This is a genomic window from Desulfatiglans anilini DSM 4660, assembly GCF_000422285.1.
Classification (GTDB): domain Bacteria; phylum Desulfobacterota; class DSM-4660; order Desulfatiglandales; family Desulfatiglandaceae; genus Desulfatiglans; species Desulfatiglans anilini.
On record NZ_AULM01000002.1, the window covers coordinates 279,094 to 299,304 of the forward strand.

The window sequence follows — 20,211 nt, forward strand, 5'->3', positions numbered from 1 at the left end:
CTTCCGGCCGGCGTGGTTGTCCAGGTCACGGCGACGGCATGAACCGCTGACTGAGGGTATTTTTAGAAAGATCCAGGTTTCCGCCACGAAAGGAATCGATATGTCCGCCACCTCTCCGACCTATGATCTCGATCCTCTTTTCCGCCCTCGCACCGTGGCGGTGATCGGGGCATCCGACAACCCCGGCAAGCTGGGCTACCACGTCATGAAGAGTTTGATTGAAGGGGGCTTCGAGGGGGAGATCCTGCCGGTGAATGCCAAGGCGGAACGGGTCATGGGCCTGGCGGCCTACCCGTCCGTGGAGGCCTGCCCGTCGCGGATCGATCTGGGGATTGTCGTTGTGCCGGCTGCGGCGGTGCCGACTGTGCTCGAGCAGTGCATCCGGAAAAAGGTGGGGGGGCTGGTGCTCATTTCGGCCGGCTTCAAGGAAATCGAAGATCCGGCCGGGGCCCGGCAGCAGGAGGCCCTGAAGGCGATGGCCGTCGTGAACGGCATCCCGGTTATCGGTCCGAATACGTTTGGGATGATCAACCTCCACCACCGCTTGAATGCCTCTTTTACGCCCGAGTTTTCGCTTGCCGGCAAAGGGGGCATCGCCCTCGTGAGCCAGAGCGGCGGGATGTCCCATCTCCTTGCGTTCCTGGCCATGAACGCGGGGATCGGCTTCAGCAAGATCATCGGGTTGGGAAACCGTCTGAACCTGGACTTCGCCGAGATCCTGCCCTACCTGGCGTCCGATCCCGATACGAGGGTCATCGCGCTTTACATCGAAGGTCTGGATGAGCCGCGGCCGCTTCTGGAGGCGGCGGAATCCGTGCGGGGAAAGAAGCCTGTCCTCGTTTACAAGACCGGCGCCGCTTCCACGGGCGATCAGGCCTCGATGAGCCACACCGGAAGCCTGGCTGGACGCCACGAGATCTATTCGGGGGCCTTCCATCAGGCCGGGATGTTGACAGTCGACGGTTCCGAGGCCATGCTGGATCTCGGGAAGGCGCTCAACGTCTGTTCCCTGCCCCGAGGTGGCCGGATTGCGATCCTGACCGGGCAGGCAGGGCCAGGCATGGCGGCCGCTGATGCCTGCGAGGCCCTAGGTCTGGAGATCGCGCGGTTCGGATCCGCCACCCAGTCGGAGGTCGACCGGCTGCTGCCGCCGCTCGCGATGCGCACCAACCCTGTGGACATGGGGCCAGCCTGGTACGACAGCGGCGCGATCCAGGGGATTATGCGCGCCGTGCTCGAGGACGAGGGGGTGGACGGGATCATCCTCCTCATGATGTATGCCTCTGCCAACAGGGAGGTCGTCCCCGTCCTTTCAGGGCTTTTGAACGAGTGGCGGCAGAGGAAGCCGCTCGTGAGCTGCCTGGTTTCGCCGGCCGGCATCTGGGACGAGGCGGTCCGTGAGCTCGAAGAGGGCCGCGCCCTGGCGAATTACCCGACCCCGGAGAGGGCTGCCGAAGCCATGGCCGGGCTGTGCCGATATGCCTGTTTGTCGAATACCGAGTGGAGGGCATTGTGAATCTGATCACAGAAGCACTGGAAAGGGGTGAGAGCACCCTGTCCGAGCATGCATCCAAGCAGTTGCTCGCCGCCTACGGCATCCCCGTGACCCGCGAGGTGGAAGTCCTCCGTCCGGAGGATCTGGCTGGCGCCCTTGACGAGGTCGGGTTTCCCATGGTTTTGAAGGCCTGCGGGGCCCGTTTCACCCACAAGACCGAAAGGGGGCTCGTCCGGGTGGACCTGCGCACGAGGGAAGAAGCGCTCCGGGCCTTCGAAGCGATCTGGCCCGAGGCGGAACAGGCTGCCGGCTCTGTCCTTGTACAAGAAATGGTGGGCGGCCGGAGGGAACTGGTCGCAGGCCTGACCCGCGACCCGCAGTTCGGCCCCTGCGTGATGTTCGGTTTAGGCGGCATCTTCACCGAGATCCTGCGCGACGTCGTTTTCCGGGTGGCGCCTGTTACGGAACGGGATGCGCAGGACATGTTCTCCGAGATCAAGGGGCGGCGCATCCTCGATGCGGTGCGCGGGATGCCGCCGGCCGACCGTGATCACTTGGCGCGCATCCTGATCGCGCTGGGCCGGATCGGACTCGAGCACCCTCGCGTGAAGGAAATCGATGTGAACCCTCTCATCCTCGATGCTGAGCGGCCGGTGGCCGTGGATGCCCTCGTCGTCCTGGGGGACTAGTTGTTTCCACCCGGAAATGGTCTTTTTTGCCAATCTCGGTGTCCATCGGCACGTTTGCTTGTGCGGCGACCTGGAGGTCGCCTCCGCGCAAACGCTTGATTTCCTTGATATTGGCAAAAAATCCTCATTTCCGGGTGGGAAACCGGGTGGTACCGGGGGTTATTACCGGATGGAAATTCGTGTTCTTTGGATCCGGAAATGGTCTTTTTTGCCAATCTCGGTGTCCATCGGCACGTTTGCTTGTGCGGCGACCTGGAGGTCGCCTGTGCGCAAGAACGGGAACTTTTTGACATCAAATAAACGGGGACCGGCCCCTCTTCAAATCGCAGGCATAAAATATCTGTGGTGCGACGCCGGATGTGCTATGATAGTTTATAATATTGTTATAGGACACTGGGTTGGTGCTGTTGGTTCCATGAACATTCAACGTTAGCGCTTTGAGTGGACGAGGGAGGTGCTACCGTGGCGAAGGCGAGTGTGAAAAAGAAGAGTACGGCGGGCAGGCGCAAGGTCACCGTTTTTCTGGAGGCCCCTGACGCGCAAGAGGTGTTTCTGATCGGAGATTTCAACCAGTGGAACACCGCGAACTACCCCATGAAACCGGATAAGGACGGGTTGTGGTCGCGCACGCTGATGCTCGAGCCCGGGACCTATGAGTACAAGTTCATCGTAGACGGCGAGTGGCAGAACGATCCGGCCAATGCTCAAGCGTGCAAGAACTGTTTCGGCACCTTCAACAACGTATTGGCGGTATCTCCGAAATAGGCATCGTCTTTGCCTGTTTCGACGCATGCGGCAGTTCCTGGGGCTGTTTCGCCCGCCTTTGGGTCCGGTTCAGAAGGAGGATGCCTGAGAGGGCGTCAGGTGCCTCGGGGAGGTCCAGTACATTTCTATAAGGGCCTCCTTCAGGGCGGTGTTGATGGGCAGTCTGCGAAATCCCCTGGCTGGATCGAGGACGGCGATACGGAAAAAGGCGTCCTGGTAGACGGGAGGGAGGATCTCGTTCGCGATGGCTGTCTCCGCCCGCCTGATTTCATGGGGCGAGGATTCTCTGATCCGTCTGCAGGTCGAAAACTCGAAATCCCCGGTTTTGCGGCGACGGGCGGCAAAGCCGAAAAGCCTGCAGACCAGGGCCCTGAAACGATAATACCGGCACCGGCCCTGGGTTCCCGTATCGTCATCCGCCTGGTAAAGGACGCAGTCGAAACGCCCTTCCTTTTCTTTTCCCTCGATCGCATCGGCGATGTGGTCCTCCTCCCCTCTGCGAAAGATCTCCTGGGCCAAAGGGAGGACTTCGAGGACCGTGGCCTCCACCGTCTGACTCCGGCAGCAGGCCCCGCACCCCGGGGGGCAGGAAAGTCTTGTGAGGCCTTGAAAACGGAGGGCTTCATCGTCCAGCATCGCATAGGCGGCCAGGACATTCCGGGGAAGATCGAGCGGGCTCTCTTTTTTCATGCTAGGATATGGTCAGCAAAAGGGTCTGTATCTCTCTAGGAAAACGCTTTAGCGCATCTTCGGCCGATAATCGTCATCGTCGTCATCATCGTCATCGGAATCCAGATCATCGTCGTCCCACTCATAGGCCTCAGCCGCATCCAGCGCGTCTTCTTCGTCTTCATCGTCGAAGAGGTCATCGAGGAGCGCATAATTCGATACTTGAACGCGGAAGACCCCGTTGGCATCCAATGTGACGACACCGGTCACCTCCACATCCTCGTGCAGGTAATCGAGCAGTTCTTGGCCCAGGGTGTCCATGTCCACCAGGTATTCTTCTTCATCGGTCTGGATGGCTACAGCGGTCACCTGGCCGTCCTCGTTCCACTTTGCCGGCGCGACGTATCCTTCGAGCGTCGTTTGTCTTGTCTTTCTCGGCGTTGCCATCGTGTGGTTCTTCCTTTCTCCTGTCGGAAGCAGGAGTTCATTTTTTGAACCGCCTGCAGCCGGCCGCTCCCCTGCAAATTCGACCTGACAAGGTAGCGAGGAATCTCAAAGGCAGGGCTAGGCAGCAGGCCTTCAGCCTTTCCCGGCCTTCGGTCCATCCTGGGGTTTCCCTCCGGCTCTAGGTTCAGGCTGTTGATCCCGGCCGGTTCGATGCTTCCTTTCCACCGGCATTCCGGGATCGCCGTTGGACCGGAGGACCCGTCCGCGGCATCCTGTCCCCTCTTCGGCAAGCCCTCCGCCGGGTACTCGAAACGCAAGCACAAATCGTGCCGAGATTCGACTCGATCCATCGGTCCACGGCGAAAAGGATGAGCCGAAGACATCCATCCGGAAACCCTCCCCAGCCGCATGGAAGCAGAAGAGCTTTTCTCCAACCACAGGAAATTATATAAAATACACATTCGGGTGCCAAATGGAAGAGCGCCCTCCGTGCATTCGCTTCCTCTTTGGGGCTGCGGCGTGGGAATCGATCGCGAGGGGGCTTTCCGGCTGCGTCGGCATGTGCCCGTCCAATTCATGAGTGCCTGCCTCCGGTCGATCTCGGGTGGGGCTTTCCATTTCTGCAAGCATGTTTGGGGTTCGGTGCTAAGGAAGGAATCCTCAGTTCCGAAAAGGTGACGGCCCTGGCCCAGACGGTTCGGCCTTTCTGCTTCTTCCATGTTTGTTGGGCATAGGTTCGAGGCGGCTGAATGCCTTTCCTTTCTGACGCAGAGAGGTGCGGATTCAAGGGGGGACGAGGCCTTCCGCGCGGCCACGGCAGGGGCGCCTGGCTGCGGAAGCGGAACATCGGGTTCTCATTTGTGCGGATTGAAACGGCAGGAAGGACAGGTCTGGCGGCCTTCCGAGATGGATTTTCCGCAGACCGGAGAACCTCGGGAACACGGATGACAGTCCGCCTCGATCGTGCTATGTAGACGGTGGCCTGCGCCGGTTCAGGGGCGTCTATGGGCGCGCCCCGAATCGCGGGGAGGGCTCCGTTTAGACTTGCCCGGCAAGGTCTCATCCGCTGCGGCGAATCCGCGCCCGCGCATCATGATGATTTGGCAAGGCTCCCGCTTCCCGTCCCGAAACGAGCAGGGAAAGACTTCTGTCGTTTCGCCGCTGTTCCGGAAGATGCGGGGGTCGATTTGGACCGGCGGACAGCCTTGAAGCCTCCGAAAGGACCCGGAGCCCGAATCCTCTTGCGAGTCTATGAACTCCTGAATCTCCTCCCGGGTCTACGTTCCGAAAGGACCCGGAGCCCGAATCCTCTTGCGAGGGTGGAATAAACGACCATGGACGTCGGTGTGCTCATCGTTTTCGGACTGGTTTATGCGGGGATGATGCTCGGACGCGTGCCAGGCCTCGCCCTCGACCGGACAGGCATCGCGCTCCTCGGCGCCATCGCTCTGCTGGCCATGGGGCGCCTGGATGCGCAGCAGGCCTGGGATGCCGTGGATGTTCCGACCATCTCGCTCCTTCTGGGGCTCATGGTGGTGTCCGCGCAGTTCCGGCTGGGGGGTTTTTACGCCCACGTGACGCGCCGTCTTTCAGCAATGACGATCGGTCCGGGTCTCTTCCTCGGCGGCGTGATCGGACTGTCCGGCATCCTTTCGGCGCTCCTCGCGAACGACATCGTCTGCCTGGCCATGACCCCGGTCCTGGTGGAAGGCTGCGGACGCCGGCAGTGGGACCCGGTGCCTTTCCTGCTGGCGCTTGCCTGCGCCGCCAATGTCGGGTCGGCGGCGACCCTCATCGGAAATCCGCAGAACATGCTGATCGGGCAGTCGCTCGACCTTCCGTTTGGACGATACGCCCTGGACGCGGCGGTGCCTGTGGCCCTCGGACTGGTCAGCGTGTGGCTGGTGATCGCCTGGATTTACAGGGGACGGTGGGGGAAGCCCGGTGCATCGACCTGCGAAGCGGGGGCCCCTCCTTTCAGCCTTTGGCAGACGGTCAAAGGCCTGGGCGTGCTCGGCTGCCTGGTGACGGCCTTCCTTCTGGCCGTGTGGCCCCGGGATGTCATGGCCCTCGCTGCGGCCGGCGTCCTTCTCACCAGCCGGCACATGGCCTCGCGCAAAGTCCTCGCCCTGGTGGACTGGCAGTTGCTGGTGCTCTTCGCCGGACTGTTCGTGGTGAACGCCGCCTTCCAGTCATCCGGTCTGCTCGGCGGCCTGCTCCGGTTCCTGGAAGGGGCCGGCATCGATCCGTCACAGCCTGCCTGGCTCTTCGGCATCACCGTCGTCCTGTCGAACCTGGTGTCGAACGTCCCGGCGACGATGCTTCTCCTCCCCGTCGCCACCCATCCCCAGGCGGGCCTCATCCTCGCGCTCAGCAGCACGCTGGCGGGCAACCTGATTCTGGTGGGGAGCATTGCGAACCTGATCGTCGTAGGACAGGCCGAGCAGTGCGGCGTCCGGATCTCCTGGTGGGCGCACGCCCGGATCGGCGTCCCGGTGACCCTCTTGACGCTCGGCATCAGCGCTGTGTGGCTTTGGACGGGCGCGTAGGTCCGCTCTGCCCCGGGGGTTGTCTTATCGGCCAGCTTGCGGTATAACCGGGGTGAGCCTTTGATTGTGAAGCGGACCTGCACCGGCCGTCCCCTCTGTTTCGTGCCCGCGATGGGCGAGGCTGCATTCCATGAATGAAGACTTGAAACCGGAGTTTTTCCTCCTTGACGGGGCGACGCCCCAGTCACCGATCATCCCCCCGGAACTCGACGTCCAGACAAGGATCGCCTCCGATCACGGCCGCCCGCTGCCGGATCGCCTCGAGGCCTTCGAAGACATCATGGACAGCGAGATCGGTGACACCAACCTTTCGAGGGCGCGCAACATCGAACGGGAGTACGGGCTGCGTCAGATCTACCTCAAGTTCGAGGGGGGCAATCCCACCGGCACCCAGAAGGACCGGATCGCCTTCGCCCAGGCGATGGATGCGCTTCGCAGACGGTTCGAGATCATTACAACGGCCACCTGCGGCAACTACGGCGTCGCCACAGCGCTGGCGGCCTCGGTGGTCGGCGTAGGCTGCATCGTCTATATCCCCGAGGGTTATCACACCGGCAGAGTAAAAGAGATGGTCGACCACGGCGCCGAAATCGTCCGGGTGCCCGGGGACTACGAGGCGGCGGTCATGGCCTCGCGCCGCTTCGCCGAGGGGGACGACATCTATGACGCCAACCCGGGCGGGGCCAACTCGGGGCTCCAGATGCGGGCGTACGGGGAGATCGCCTACGAGATCTACGACGAGCTGCGCGACGCGCCGGCCGCCGTTGCTGTGCCTGTGTCGAACGGCACGACCCTGGCCGGGATCTACCGCGGGTTTCTGAGCCTTTACCGCCGGGGGAAGACCTCGCGGATGCCCCGGATGGTGGCGGGTTCATCGTTCGGGAAGAACCCGATCGTCAAGGCCTATATGAAAAACACGCCGGGATGCGAAGACCTCGCGCCCGCGCGGATCCGCGAGACGGCGGTGAACGAGCCGCTCATCAACTGGCACGCGATCGACGGGGACGAGGCGCTTTTGGCCGTCCGGAAGACGGGGGGGTGGGCCGGCTACGCGAGCGACCGCGGGATGACCTCCTGCTCCGGCCTCCTGCGGCGGCGGGAGGGATTGAATGTCCTGCCGGCCTCCACGGTCGGGTTGATCGTTCTTCTGGACCGCCACCAGAAGACGAAACTGCCGGGGGACCGCTACGTGGTCATTCTGACGGGGAGAAAATGATGGAGACCTTTCCGGAAGGCCGTGCCGTCGTCTACTGCCAGGGGGCCTTCAACACCCCGAACGGCAAGACGGCCCACGGGCTCGTGCGCAGGACCGAACGCTACCAGGTCCTTTCGGTGGTGGACGCGCGCTTCGACGGGGAAGATGCCGGGCTGATCCTCGACGGCCGTCAGAACGGGGTGAAGGTCTTTGCCGGCCTCCCCGCGGCCGTGGCCGCCGCGTCGGCTGAGGGGATGCCGGCGACGCATTGCGTCATGGGGCTTGCGCCCGACGGGGGGCGCTTGAGCCCGGAGGCGCGCCGGGACATGCAAACCGCCCTCGAACTCGGGCTCAACGTGGATTCGGGGCTGCACGATCTCTTGACCGAAGACCCGGAGCTCGTTGCCGCCGCCGCCCGGGCGGGCGTCCGGATCCGGGATATCCGAAAGACGCCCCCGCGCAGGAGCCTCCATTTTTTCAGCGGCCGCATCGAGGAGGTCGCATCCCTCAAGGTCGCCCTTCTGGGGACCGATTCGGCGGTCGGGAAACGGACGACGGCCTGGATCCTGATCGACGCCTTGAGGGCGGCCGGCTGCCGGTGCGAACTGATCGGCACCGGCCAGACCGCCTGGATGCAGGGGGTGCGCTACGGGTTGATCATGGATGCGCTCATCAACGATTTCGTGGCCGGCGAGATCGAACACGCGGTGTTGTCGGCCTGGGACGAGGTCCGCCCGGACGTCATCGTGATCGAGGGGCAGGGTTCGCTCATGAACCCGGCCTATCCGGGAGGGCTGGAAATCCTGGCCGCGGGCCGCCCGGACGTGGTGGTGCTGCAGCACGCCCCGGCCCGGAAGGAGTACGACGGGTTTCCGGGGTACCCGATCCATCCCCTGAAGACGCAGATCCAGGCGGTGGAACTCCTGAGCTCACGGCCCGTGGCGGCCGTGACCCTGAACCGCGAAGGGCTGGACGAGGCGGGAATACAGGCGGCCATCGAGGCGGTCACCCGGGAGACCGGTCTGCCGGCGATGGAGGTGCTTTACCACCGGCCCGAACCTCTGCTGGCGGCCTTGAAGCCTTATTTGCGCAAGGTGTGAGACCGGTGCGGCGAGGGGTTCCTCCCGCGCCTGAATGGCTGTTTTTCTCTGAGCGACGTGAGGACGACACCCCGTGACCCGCAACAACCGAAACCTTTCAGGCACGGAGCAGGGCGCCCGGATCGGCGACAAAAACGATTCCGGGCGGGGCGGCACCCTCGATGATCTGAAGGCGATCGAACGGCTGGAGATCGGACCTGTGCGCATCGAGCCTCGCCGGGTCAGCGCCCCTTACAGGGTGGTGCGCGAGAGTGGGGAAGAGACGAACGAGCTGATCTACCGTTTTGAAGAGGACGTCTTCGAGAAGAATGAAGCCGCCTCCCTGAACCTGGGAAGCGTCATGTGCGCTCAGGTGGCCCTGAACTACGGGCTGTTCTGCGGAGAAATCGTCTTCAACGGCTGGTACGACGATCACGACCGGCGGTTTCTCCAGCGTATGTGCGCCAACACGGCGCGGGAGATCTATGTCAAGAAGCTGCTCGAGCCGAACCCGTTCCTGACCGGCGCGGCCGCCCGGATGGGGGTCGAAAGACGAGAGGATTACGGGCAGGCGGTTCTGCGTTTCGAGACGCCGCCGGCGGGCCACGCCCCAGAGAGTCGATCGCAGGCGCGTCCGCCCTGGAAGGTCAGCCCCGGCAGGCACCTGGTGCTCTCGAGCGGCGGGAAGGACAGCCTGCTCAGCTACGGTCTGCTCAAGGAGATCGGCTGCGAAGTCCACCCCGTCTTCGTGAACGAGTCGGGGAGGCATTGGTTTACGGCGCTCAACGCCTACCGGTATTTCGCCGCCGGGGTCCCGTCGACGGCCAGGGTGTGGACCAACGCCGATCGGATCTTCAACTGGATGCTGCGCCATCTGCCTTTCGTGCGGCCCGATTTTGCGGATATCCGCTCCGATGCTTATCCGATCCGCCTCTGGACCGTGGCGGTCTTCCTGTTCGGGGTTCTTCCCCTGGCGCGAAAACGCGGCATCGGCCGGATCGTCGTCGGGGACGAGTTCGACACGACGAGGCGCTACAGCCACCGCGGCATCACCCACTACGACGGCCTTTACGACCAGAGCCGCTGGTTCGACAACGCGCTGACCCGCTACTATCACCGCAAGGGCTGGGGCCTTTGCCAGTTCTCCATTCTGCGTCCGCTCTCGGAGATCCTGATCCAGAAGACCCTGCTCGAGCGTTACCCGGAGCTGCAGGCCCGTCAAGTCTCCTGCCATGCGGCGCACAAGGACGGCGACCGGGTCCGCCCGTGCGGCCGCTGCGAGAAGTGCCGGCGGATCGTGGGCATGATCGAGGCTGTTGGCGGTGATCCGCATCGCTGCGGCTACACGGACGAGCAGGTGGCCTTCTGCCTGAAGGCCCTGGCGGAAAAGGGCGCCCACCAGGAGAGCGCCGGCGTGCAGCATCTGCTCTACCTGCTGCGCCGGAAGGGACACGAAGGCATCGCCCACCCATCCGGGCTGCACGTCAGGCCCCGCCCGGAGGTGATGAAGATCCGCTTGGACCCGGAACGGTCGCCCCCGGAGGAGATCCCGAGGGATCTGCGGCTGCCGCTTTTCACGATCTACGGGGCGCATGCGGACGGAGCCGTGAAACGCAACGGCCGGCTGTGGATCCCCATCGACCCGATGAGCGATCCGGTCCTGTCGAGGCCTTATCCCTTCGAGCCGCCGAATCGCTCTGCGGCGGATGGCGCTGTGTCCGGCGGGGGGAGCGGCGATCCATCGAAGAGTTTCCTGCTGGGAGACCTGACCTGGCCGGAGGCGAAGAAACGCTTCCGTGAGGTGGATGTGGCGCTGCTGCCCGTCGGGGCCATCGAACAGCACGGGCCGCATCTCCCCCTGGACACGGATGCCTTCGACGCGGAATACCTGACCCGCCAGGTGGCGCTCGGCTGCTCCGAACCGAGGCCGGTCGTCCTCCCCCTGATCCCGTACGGCGTCTCTTATCACCACGACGATTTCAGCGGCACCATCGGGGTCAGCCCCGACAGCCTTTCGCGGGTGGTTTACGACGTCGGCATGAGCGCGGCCCGCAACGGCGTCACCAAACTGGTGATCATCAACGGCCACGGGGGCAATATCCCGGCGCTCCATTTCGCGGCGCAGATGATCAACCGCGATGCGCACATCTTCACGTGCGTCGACACGGGCGAGAGCAGCGACGCGGACATCGAGGCCATCGCCGAGACCCCGAACGACGTCCACGCCGGAGAAATCGAGACCAGCACCTCCCTGGCGGTGCGTCCGGAAGGGGTGCGGATGCAGGCGGCCAGGAAGTTCGTTCCCCGTTTTTCGAGCCGCTACCTGGATTTTTCGTCCAAGCGCGGGGTGGGGTGGTATGCCCACACGGCGAAGCTTTCCCGCTCCGGTGTCCTGGGGGATCCGACCAGGGCGACGGCTGAAAAGGGGCGGCGGATGTGGGAGCAGATGATCCGGAACCTGGTGGAGTTCGTCGAGCACCTGAAGGGCCTGACCTTGGACGAACTCTACCAGAGGCGCTACTGACGGCCGTGAGAATCGCGTCCATAGAGGCGTGGCCCGTCCACATGGACCTGGCGGAGCCTTACACGATCGCCTACGAGCGGGTCGAGTCGACGACGAACATCCTGCTGAGGGTCGAGACCGACCAGGGGATTACAGGCTGGGGCTGCGCCGCGCCGGACCTGCACGTGACAGGCGAATCCGCGGAGACGGCCCTCCGGGCGATCGACGATCTCGCTGCGCCGGTTCTGCGGGGTGCGGACCCCTTGAGGCCGGCGTTGGTGATGACGCGTTTGCGGCGGCGGATCACTGGCATGCCCTCCGTTCTTGCCGCGGTGGACATGGCCCTGTATGATGTCCTCGGGAAGCGGTGCCGGCTCCCGCTGTGGCGCCTCCTGGGCGGGTACCGTAGCCGGATGAAGACCAGCGTGACCATCGGGATCATGCCGCCCGCCGAGACGCTCCTCGCCGCCCGGGATTTGACGGCGCGCGGGTTTAGGAGCATCAAGATCAAGGGCGGGCTGGACGTCGAAGGCGATATCGAACGGGTCTGGAGGGTTCGTGAGGCGGTCGGGAAAGGGACCGAACTGCGCTTCGATGCGAACCAGGGGTTTACGGTGGAGCAGTCGCTCAGGTTCGTCGAGCGGACCCGGGCGGCCCGCCTCTCGCTCATCGAGCAGCCGACCCCGAGAGGCGAGCCGCAGATGCTCGCACGCGTGACCAGCCGCGCCGCGATTCCCGTCATGGCGGACGAGAGCCTGACGAGCCTGCGGGACGCCTTCCGGATCGCCCGAGGCGGTCTGGCCGACATGGTGAACATCAAGTTGATGAAGGTCGGGGGCATCTCGGAGGCTCTGCAGATCGACGCCGTGGCGCACTCCGCCGGCCTCGAGGCGATGGTCGGCTGCCTGGACGAGGCGGCCCTGGGCATTGCCGCGGGGCTTCATTTCGCGTTGGCGCGGCCCAACGTGATCTATGCCGACCTCGACGGCCATCTGGGGCTCCTGGATGACCCAACGGCGGGGGCGGTCCGCTTGCGGGGCGGATTCCTCTACCCGAATCCGGAGCCGGGTCTGGGATTCAACGTGACGGGTCGATAGGAAGGTGGCGGGGTGTGATATCTTATAGGAGAATTTTTCCCCTGCTTGTGATGGTGCCGGCCTTGTGGGTGCTCGCGGGGTTTGCGGCCTTGCCCGCCCCGGCGGCGTCCGCCGATACCGCCGATCCGTATCCTTCGCGGGTCTCCCGCCAGGATATGGAGCGGATGGTCGAACTGTTGGAAGACCCGGCCAGGCGCGAGACGTTCGTCCAGGATCTAAAGACCCTGCTCGAGCTCGAGGGGGAGCGGAAAAAGGGAGTGACCCCAGAAGGACGGGCACGGGAATCGGAGGGGGAGGAAGAGCTCGCTTTTCTGGATCGGGCGGCGGCAAGGTTCGAATCGATTTCCACGCACATCATACGGGCTACAGAGGCGGCCTGGGGCCTTTTCGTCCGCACACCCGAGGCGCTGCACGAAACCCTCGCCCTTGTGCGTCATTCGGAAAGCCGGAAGGGCCTCGCCGTTCTTGCGGGTCACGTTCTGGCGGCGGTTTTTCTGGCCCTGCTCGTTCGCTGGGCGCTGAACGGCGTCCTAAACCGGACCAGAGAGGGGATGATCCGGAATCCAGGGCATCTTCATCTCGCCCTTGCGAGGGTGTTCGTATCGGGCCTGCCATGCGTGATGCTCCTGCTTGGTCTTTTCCTGCTTTTCCGATGGATGCCCTCTCTCCCTCGGGTTCAGCTGTTTATCCTCTTCTTTTTCACGGTTCTGATCGGCTACCGATGGACGGTGGAACTGCTGAGGGTCTTCCTCGGGCCGGATCCGGATTTGCCCCGCATCCTGAGGATTTCGGACGAGGATGCCAACTATGCCTGGCTTTGGGGGATGCGGCTGGTTCGGTACGCCTTTTTTTACATCGTTCTGACCCAGTTTCTCCGTTTGCTGAGGATCCCAGCCGATGCCTATGCCTTTATCCGCGGCGCGCTCCTCCTGGGGTTCCCGGTCATGCTCAGCTCTTTCATCCTTCAGGTTGCGGCCGAAATCCAGACGCGCCTCGGGAAAAGAACGGCCGGCACGGCAGATCCCGAACCGGTGCTGCACCGGGGCCTCCGCCTGGCGACCCGTTACGGGCGGCTCCTGTTGATTGGATATGTGTGGGCGTTTTTCCTTTTTTTGATCCTGCACCTCGATGAGGCCTTTTCTTACCTTCTGGCGGCCACGCTCAAGACGGGCGTGGCTGGGGTGTGCCTCTGGCTGGCGTTTCGGGTGCTCGACGGATTCTTCGGGGCCCTGTTTCATGTCGAGGAGGCCATCAAGACCAGATTTCCGGGGCTCGAAGCAAAGGCGAACCGCTATATCCACCTCTTCCGGAAGGGCCTGAACGGTGTCCTGGTGATCATGGCCCTAGGGGTCGCAGGGCAGGTATGGGGGGTGCCGGTTCGGGATCTGGTCCTGTCGGACACCGGCTCCATGCTGATCTGGAGGGGATTCGGCATGGTGCTGACGGTTGCGCTCGCCCTGGTCGTGCTGGAGATCTGCCGGTTCTTGCGCAGGTATCTGCTCAGTGAGGACACTCAGAAGTGGTTCCAGGTGACCCAGAAGACCAGAACCTTGATCCCCATGCTGCATGCAGGGATCAAGGTGGGCGTCTGGTTCGTGGCGGGGGTGATCGTGCTGGATCGTCTGGGGGTGAGCGTCGGCCCGATCCTTGCCGGGGCGGGCATCTTCGGGCTGGCCATCGGATTCGGATCCCAGACCCTCGTTAAAGACCTGATCAACGGGCTTTTCATCCTCTTCGAGGACAGCATTCGGGTGGGGGACTGGATCAGTCTGGGAGACAAGGGGGGAAACGTCGAGGCCGTCAGCATCCGGACCATCCGGCTGCGTGATTTGCACGGCAATGTCCACGTCATTCCCAACAGCTCCGTCAATGTACTGACCAATCTGAGCAAGGAGTATTCTCGGGCGGTGATGGATGTCGGGGTGGCCTATCGTGAGGATGTCGACGAGGTCATGGAGATCCTGAAGGAGATCGGCGCGGAGATGTGTCAGGACCCCGACTACGCCTCGGACATCCTGGAGCCGTTGGAGGTCTTCGGGCTGGATCGCTTCGAGGACTCGGCGGTGGTGATCCGCGCCCGATTCACTACACGGCCACTCAAACAGTGGGGTATCCGCAGAGAATTCAATCGCCGGTTGAAGCGCGTCTTCGATGCCCGTGGGATCGAGATTCCGTTTCCGCATCGAACGCTGTACATGGGCGCCCTGAAGGATGGCGAGGCTCCTCCCCTGTTTTTGAAGATGAAGACGGATGGTGGCGGCGATTCGGGCGCCGTCGATGGGGCGGCCGAGCGAAAGCAAGAACAGACCGGTGCATCGATGGATGGGAGCGGCCGTACCAGCGAGACTGGCCGGCCCACGGACTCTGCGCCGGTCGAGAATCATTCTGTGAGGTGAGATCGAGCGATGCCCTTCAACAAGGAATATATCTCTTTGCCCTTTGACGAGACCGGCTTCCGCGAGAGGAACCGGGATCTCTCGCTGCTGCTCGACCTGAGTTTTCTGACGGCGTCGACCATCGATCTGGCCGGGCTTCTGAGCCGGTCCATTGCAAAGATCACCTCCCACTTTCAACTGGACGCGGCCAGGATCTATCTGATGGACGAAGAGGCGGAGTGCATGCACCTGGCCGCCAGCCTCGGTATCGAGACCGAGCGCCTGGAGACCGTGCGGCTGGAGGAGGGCTTTTCAGGGAAATCGGCCCGCACCCGTTCGTTCATCGCGCAACGGCTGAGCGAACTCGATGACCGGGAGAGGATCAAGCTGCTGGCCGCCAGGGGGATCAAGATCATTATCTGTGTGCCTTTGATATTGATGGACAAGGTAGTGGGCGTCCTGAATTTGGCGGCCCGGCACGAGGTCGAGCTGCATCAAGGGATGGTGGACATCCTCAATCTCATCGGCAGCCAGATCGCCGTGGCCGTCACCAACATCCGCCTGCTCGAAGATATCCGGTCGAAGGCGGAAGAGATTGAAAAAAAGAACGAAACCATCAAGTTTTTCGCCTACTCCATTTCGCATGACCTCAAGGGCCCCGCGATCGCCATTTATGGCCTGCTGCGGCGCCTGGAATCGATGATCGACGGCGGGCTCGACGAAAAGGCGAAGACGTGCCTGGACCATATCTTCAAGGCTTCGACCCAGCTGCAGCGGCTGGTTGCGGATATCAACGCCTATATCAGCGCCAAGGAAGCCTCTCTGGACATCGAAAAGGTCCCGGTGAGGGAGGTGCTCGCCGAAATTCGAGAATCCCTGAGGGAAACCCTCTCCTGCCGAGGCATCGCATGGATCGTGCCCGAGGATTTGCCGGTGGTTTCTGCAGACCGGCTGTCCCTCAGCCGGGTGCTGCGGAATCTGACGGAAAACGCCCTCAAATACGGCGGACCGGGGATGACCGAGATTCGATTCGGATACCGGGACGAAGGCGACTTCCACGTCTTCTCGGTTTCGGATAACGGAGTGGGGATCTCCGGAGAAGATGCCGCCCATCTGTTCGAGCTCTTCCGGCGCCACGCCAGTTCGAAGGGGACCGAAGGATCCGGCATGGGGTTGGCGATTGTCAAGGAGATCATCCAGCGGCACGGGGGTCGTGTTTGGCTGGCCGACAGCGAAGGAAGAGGGGCGTCTTTCGTGTTCTCGATCAGGAAGGGCCTGGGCTGAAAAAGCTGCTCCCAAAAAGCGGGCAAAGTTCGTCCGGGATGGCCTGCGGGATCCCTGCCGGGCAGGAGGTTTGCTTCATGGGGACCTATCATAGAAAAGTGTCGTCCAAGGCGGGTCTGCCGCCCGGCACCCTGGTGCATGTCGGGGAAAGGAAGGCGGAAGAGGTTCAGATCGCCCTGATGCAGTACAACGCTTCGGATCTTGTCGAAAGAGAGGTTTCATCGGTTGAAGAGTGTGAAGCCGCGCTCTCTGATGACAAGGTGTCATGGATCAATGTGAGCGGGGTTCACGAGGCCGGTGTCGTGGGGGCGTTCGGGCGGTTGTTCGGGCTTCATCCCCTGCTGTTGGAGGATGTTTTGCACACCGGGCAGCGCCCCAAGCAGGAGGACTATGAGGGCTGTCTCTTCGTTGTCCTTCGGATGTTGACCTTCGATGAAGAAAGTGGAGAGGTGCTGTCCGAGCAGATAAGCCTCGTCGTCGGGCCTCGCTATGTGCTCTCCTTCCAGGAGCGCGAGGGGGACGTATTCGGCATGCTCCGTGACCGGATCCGTAGCGGGAAGGGGCGCATCCGGAAAATGGGGGCGGATTATCTCGCCTACGCCTTGATGGATGCGGTGGTGGATCAGTATTTCGTGATTCTAGAGAATTTCGGCGAGCAGCTCGAGGAGCTTCAGGATCTGGTCCTTTCGGGTCCGATGTCCGACACCCTGGAGAGCATTCAGACCATCAAGCGGGAGATGCTCTGGATGCGGAAGTCGGTATGGCCTCTGCGCGAGGTGCTCGGTGGCCTGCAGCGGGGTGAATCGCCGCTGATGGGGCCGGAGGTGCAGCATTTTTTGCGGGATGTCTATGACCACACGATCCAGGTGGTGGACACCCTCGAGACCTTCCGGGATATGGCGGCGGCCACGCTCGACGTGTATCTGTCTAGCCTCAGCAACCGCATGAACGAGGTGATGAAGGTGCTGACGATCATTGCGACCATTTTTATCCCGTTGACCTTTATCGCCGGCGTCTACGGGATGAATTTCAGGTATATGCCCGAACTGGAATGGCGCTGGGGCTATGCCGCGGTGTGGCTGGTGATGATCGTGGCCGGCGGACTCATGGTCCTGGCGTTCCGCCGCAAGAAATGGCTGTGACCCGCTTCTGCCTTCCGGCCCGGTTCTTCCGGGCCCTGTTCCGCCGCCGCAGGTTTTTGGACGGGCGCGGAACCAAGGACGCCCGGGGGGTGCCGCTCGTGGACCGGTGCCCCATCGGATCCGGGCCGGGCGTGTTTCGCTCCGATCTCTATTGATCCTGTTGAACCCATTCTTATGATATACATAAGCGTTCAGGACGGTTGAGTCCAAGGGTGATCTGCGACGGCAGGAAACCGGAACGGCCGGCCCTGTGCTGCATGCTCCAAACCTTTTGTCGTCTGAAGACGGGGAGGAAGAAGGACGATGGGAAACTGGTTCAAAACGACGCTTCTGCTCGGGGCGTTGACGCTTCTGATCATGTGGATCGGCCATCTTTTCGGAGGGAAGCAGGGGATGATCCTGGCCTTCATCCTGGCCATGGGCATGAATTTTTTCAGCTACTGGTATTCCGACAAGATCGTTCTGCGGATGTACCGGGCGCAGGAGGCTACGGCCGACCGGTATCCCGAGCTGTACCGGATCGTCTCCGAACTGGTGCAGCGGGCGGGTCTTCCGATGCCCAGGCTTTACGTCATTCCGGAGCAGGCGCCGAACGCCTTCGCTACGGGAAGAGATCCTGAGCATGCGGTCGTGGCGGTTACGGAGGGGCTCCTGCGGCTGATGAATCGCGAGGAGATCAAAGGGGTCCTCGCCCACGAACTGGCGCACGTAAAACACCGCGATATTTTGATCGGCTCCATCGCCGCTACGTTGGCCGGCGCGATCATGATCCTGGCCAACATGGCCCGGTGGACGGCTATCTTCGGCGGAGGATCCAGCCATGATGAAGAAGGTGGGGGCCTCGGGGGCGTCGGGTTGATCGTCATGTCGATCCTGGCACCGGTGGCGGCGATGCTGATCCAGATGGCCATCTCACGTTCGAGGGAGTATCAGGCCGATGCCGGTGGAGCGTCGTTCGCGGGCAACCCCGAAGGTTTGGCCGGAGCGCTCGAAAAACTCGGAGCCTACTCCAAGCGGCTTCCCATGCAGGCCAACCCGTCTACAGCCCACATGTTCATTGTGAACCCGCTCTCAGGGCGGAGCCTGATGCAGCTGTTTTCGACCCATCCGCCGATCGAAGAGCGCATCGCAAGGCTGCGGGGCCAGCGGCCTCAGCAGCCGGCAGCGGGCGGGGACGGCGGCCCTGCTTCGGGTGAAGACCAGGCCAAGGCGGCCTGGAGGCATTTGTCAGGCTCCTGAGATTCCGGTGCCGATTGCCCGGCGGTGCCTGCGGCTCGCTGCGCGAGCGGCCGTGCCGATGGGCGCTGAGACCCGGCGCGAAGCGTATCCCCCGATGGAAACCGATCAGTGTCGTCACGCGGCTTCCATCGGGCTTTTTTGTTCCGGGGCCTGCCTGCCGGTTTCGCGGAACGGGAAAGCCGATCGCCTGCTCGATACCCATTCAAGGAAAAATCGGTTTTTTTCTTGCTGTGGCACAGGGGGCGCGAACGGGCTGGGTGCTCAGGAAAGGTCGAGTCCTTCGAAGATCCCTGTGGGGTTTTGCTGGATACGCCGTTTCATCTCGAGGATCTCAGGGGGGCGGATGCCGTCTCTCCAGCGGGGGTACCCCCCGAGCCAGACGTAGCGGATCAACTCCTGAAAAGCAGGGCGATCGAAGCGGTAAACACCGATGGCGGCTTCCATGCCCTCCTTTTCTACCACGAATGGGATGGGCCGCCTCTGAGCGTATTTCTGGATCAGGGCTTCCATGTCCTGCCGGGTTTCATGCCCCTCGGGCTTCTGTTTGAAGGCCTCCGGCTGTGGTGGGAAGGGAAACCGGCGATAGACGTCGCCGAGAAACCCCGTGTAGCGGATGCCGTGAATGGCCCCCATGAGGTCGCCGACGTCCTCGGATCGGTCGATTCGATAAACATCCCAGGTGCTTCTGTGGCGGCGCGTTCCGTCCGCATCGGCGATTCCGGTCAGGGAGCGGCAGAAAATCGGCGTGAAAAAAAAGAGGCGGTCCAGAAGCAGCATGTCGGAGTCGATGTTGAAGAAGCCGAAGGCGATGGTCCCATGGCTCGAAGATTCAAACGCTAACGGCATACGTCTGCCCTGCTTCTGGTTTGGAGACCCGCCCGGTCCCGAAAAGGCCGGGTGACCGGCATAGGGATCGGGGCGGGTTCATAGAGGGTTGATGCGGATCCCGTCTAGTGCACATCCGCGGGTTTCTGGCCGAGCGTCCCGACGCTTTTCGGCACCCCCTCGTGGGGCGTCCATTTCTTGCTCTTGAGGCTGCTGGCCGGTCTGCGGGCCTTGAGGATCTCGATGCTGTCTTTAAGCCCCTTGTACAGGCGTGACATCTCGAGCGCCATCCCGGCTATCTGGGCGACCGCCTGGACGAAATTGACATCTTCCAGACTGGCTTCCCAGGGCTCGGCGGTGTAGACCCTGAGGGCGCCGATCGGGTTTTCCCTCACAATGATGGGGACGGCTAGGATGGAAGCGATCCCTTCTTTCTTGGCGGCCTCCGGATACTGGATGCGCGGGTCGTCGGTGACGTCATAGACGGCGACCGGACCGTCGCGCAGGGACGCCGCAATGGACTTGAGGGAGCTGAGCGGGCCTTTGTTCAGGTACTCATCGCTCAGGCCCATGGAAGCGGCGACTTCCAGTTCGTTGGTCTTGCGATTGAAGAGGAACAGGGCGCAGGCCTTGGCGTTGAGTGCGCTCTTGACGCTTTCGACGATCAACAGGGCGACCTCTTCGGGATCTTTGGAGACAACGATGCCGTGGGTCACCTTCAGAAGCGTTTCGTAGTTGAGAATTTGTTTCTGCATGGGCGCCTCCTTCCCGGACAACGGGTTGCACATCTTCTGGCTGTGCACTCGCGCAGCGGAGCCTCCAAGGAAAATTTCCCGTCCCTGGAGGCTCGGGCAAGGG

16 protein-coding genes are annotated in these 20,211 nt (G+C 62.6%); 12 read left to right on the plus strand and 4 right to left on the minus strand.

The window, feature by feature from the left end; genetic code table 11:
- Positions 1–100: 100 nt before the first annotated feature.
- The 3 genes from H567_RS22880 to H567_RS0103315 all read left to right on the plus strand — a co-directional run bounded on the left by H567_RS22880 (position 101) and on the right by H567_RS0103315 (position 2,949).
- Complete coding sequence (locus tag H567_RS22880; RefSeq protein ID WP_051184440.1) at positions 101–1,516, plus strand: acetate--CoA ligase family protein; 1,416 nt, start codon at positions 101–103, stop codon at positions 1,514–1,516.
- Positions 1,513–2,184 carry an acetate--CoA ligase family protein gene (locus H567_RS0103305; RefSeq protein ID WP_028320303.1) on the plus strand — a complete coding sequence of 224 codons (672 nt, stop codon included), beginning with the start codon at positions 1,513–1,515 and terminating at the stop codon, positions 2,182–2,184. Before H567_RS22880 ends, H567_RS0103305 begins: the two co-directional genes overlap by 4 nt.
- Positions 2,185–2,646: 462 nt before the next feature.
- A complete protein-coding gene (locus H567_RS0103315; RefSeq protein ID WP_244155412.1) occupies positions 2,647–2,949 on the plus strand; it encodes a glycogen-binding domain-containing protein in 303 nt (100 codons plus the stop codon).
- A gap of 69 nt (positions 2,950–3,018) precedes the next feature.
- On the opposite strand, the gene H567_RS22885 is transcribed toward H567_RS0103315, so the two are convergent.
- Complete coding sequence (locus H567_RS22885; protein WP_051184441.1) at positions 3,019–3,639, minus strand: YkgJ family cysteine cluster protein; 621 nt, start codon at positions 3,637–3,639, stop codon at positions 3,019–3,021.
- A 48-nt stretch (positions 3,640–3,687) separates the two neighbouring features.
- Positions 3,688–4,065, minus strand: a complete 378-nt coding sequence (locus H567_RS0103325) for a hypothetical protein (protein ID WP_028320305.1) — start codon at positions 4,063–4,065, stop codon at positions 3,688–3,690.
- A gap of 1,334 nt (positions 4,066–5,399) precedes the next feature.
- Between H567_RS0103325 and H567_RS0103330 the strand changes: the two genes are divergently transcribed.
- The 9 genes from H567_RS0103330 to htpX all read left to right on the plus strand — a co-directional run bounded on the left by H567_RS0103330 (position 5,400) and on the right by htpX (position 18,528).
- Positions 5,400–6,614: an anion transporter gene (locus tag H567_RS0103330; RefSeq protein WP_028320306.1), complete on the plus strand. Its 1,215-nt coding sequence runs from the start codon at positions 5,400–5,402 to the stop codon at positions 6,612–6,614.
- Between the two features lie 130 nt (positions 6,615–6,744).
- Positions 6,745–7,830 (plus strand): pyridoxal-phosphate dependent enzyme, encoded by a 1,086-nt coding sequence (locus H567_RS0103335; protein ID WP_028320307.1) that lies wholly within the window; start codon positions 6,745–6,747, stop codon positions 7,828–7,830.
- Positions 7,827–8,909 (plus strand): N-acetyltransferase DgcN family protein, encoded by a 1,083-nt coding sequence (locus H567_RS0103340; RefSeq protein WP_028320308.1) that lies wholly within the window; start codon positions 7,827–7,829, stop codon positions 8,907–8,909. Before H567_RS0103335 ends, H567_RS0103340 begins: the two co-directional genes overlap by 4 nt.
- 73 nt (positions 8,910–8,982) lie before the next feature.
- Entirely contained in the window at positions 8,983–11,412 is a 2,430-nt protein-coding gene (locus H567_RS0103345; protein ID WP_244155413.1) for a creatininase family protein, read from the plus strand.
- Positions 11,413–11,417: 5 nt separating this feature from the next.
- Positions 11,418–12,488, plus strand: a complete 1,071-nt coding sequence (locus H567_RS0103350; RefSeq protein WP_028320310.1) for a mandelate racemase/muconate lactonizing enzyme family protein — start codon at positions 11,418–11,420, stop codon at positions 12,486–12,488.
- Positions 12,489–12,502: 14 nt separating this feature from the next.
- The gene (locus H567_RS26865; protein WP_153306032.1) at positions 12,503–14,884 is read left to right on the plus strand and encodes a mechanosensitive ion channel family protein; all 2,382 of its coding nucleotides are present in this window, start codon (positions 12,503–12,505) and stop codon (positions 14,882–14,884) included.
- Positions 14,885–14,893: 9 nt separating this feature from the next.
- Complete coding sequence (locus H567_RS0103360) at positions 14,894–16,147, plus strand: sensor histidine kinase (protein WP_028320311.1); 1,254 nt, start codon at positions 14,894–14,896, stop codon at positions 16,145–16,147.
- 77 nt (positions 16,148–16,224) lie between these two features.
- Positions 16,225–17,289 (plus strand): magnesium/cobalt transporter CorA, encoded by a 1,065-nt coding sequence (gene corA / locus H567_RS0103365; protein ID WP_028320312.1) that lies wholly within the window; start codon positions 16,225–16,227, stop codon positions 17,287–17,289.
- Between the two features lie 303 nt (positions 17,290–17,592).
- On the plus strand, positions 17,593–18,528 hold the full coding sequence (htpX, locus tag H567_RS0103375; protein ID WP_028320313.1) for a zinc metalloprotease HtpX: 936 nt from the start codon (positions 17,593–17,595) through the stop codon (positions 18,526–18,528).
- A gap of 261 nt (positions 18,529–18,789) precedes the next feature.
- On the opposite strand, the gene H567_RS0103380 is transcribed toward htpX, so the two are convergent.
- Together H567_RS0103380 and H567_RS22895 are read right to left on the minus strand one after the other, a co-directional pair.
- Positions 18,790–19,374, minus strand: coding sequence for a hypothetical protein (locus tag H567_RS0103380; RefSeq protein WP_028320314.1), 585 nt, complete (start codon positions 19,372–19,374; stop codon positions 18,790–18,792).
- Between the two features lie 104 nt (positions 19,375–19,478).
- Positions 19,479–20,108, minus strand: coding sequence for a GAF domain-containing protein (locus H567_RS22895; RefSeq protein WP_051184443.1), 630 nt, complete (start codon positions 20,106–20,108; stop codon positions 19,479–19,481).
- Positions 20,109–20,211: the final 103 nt, after the last annotated feature.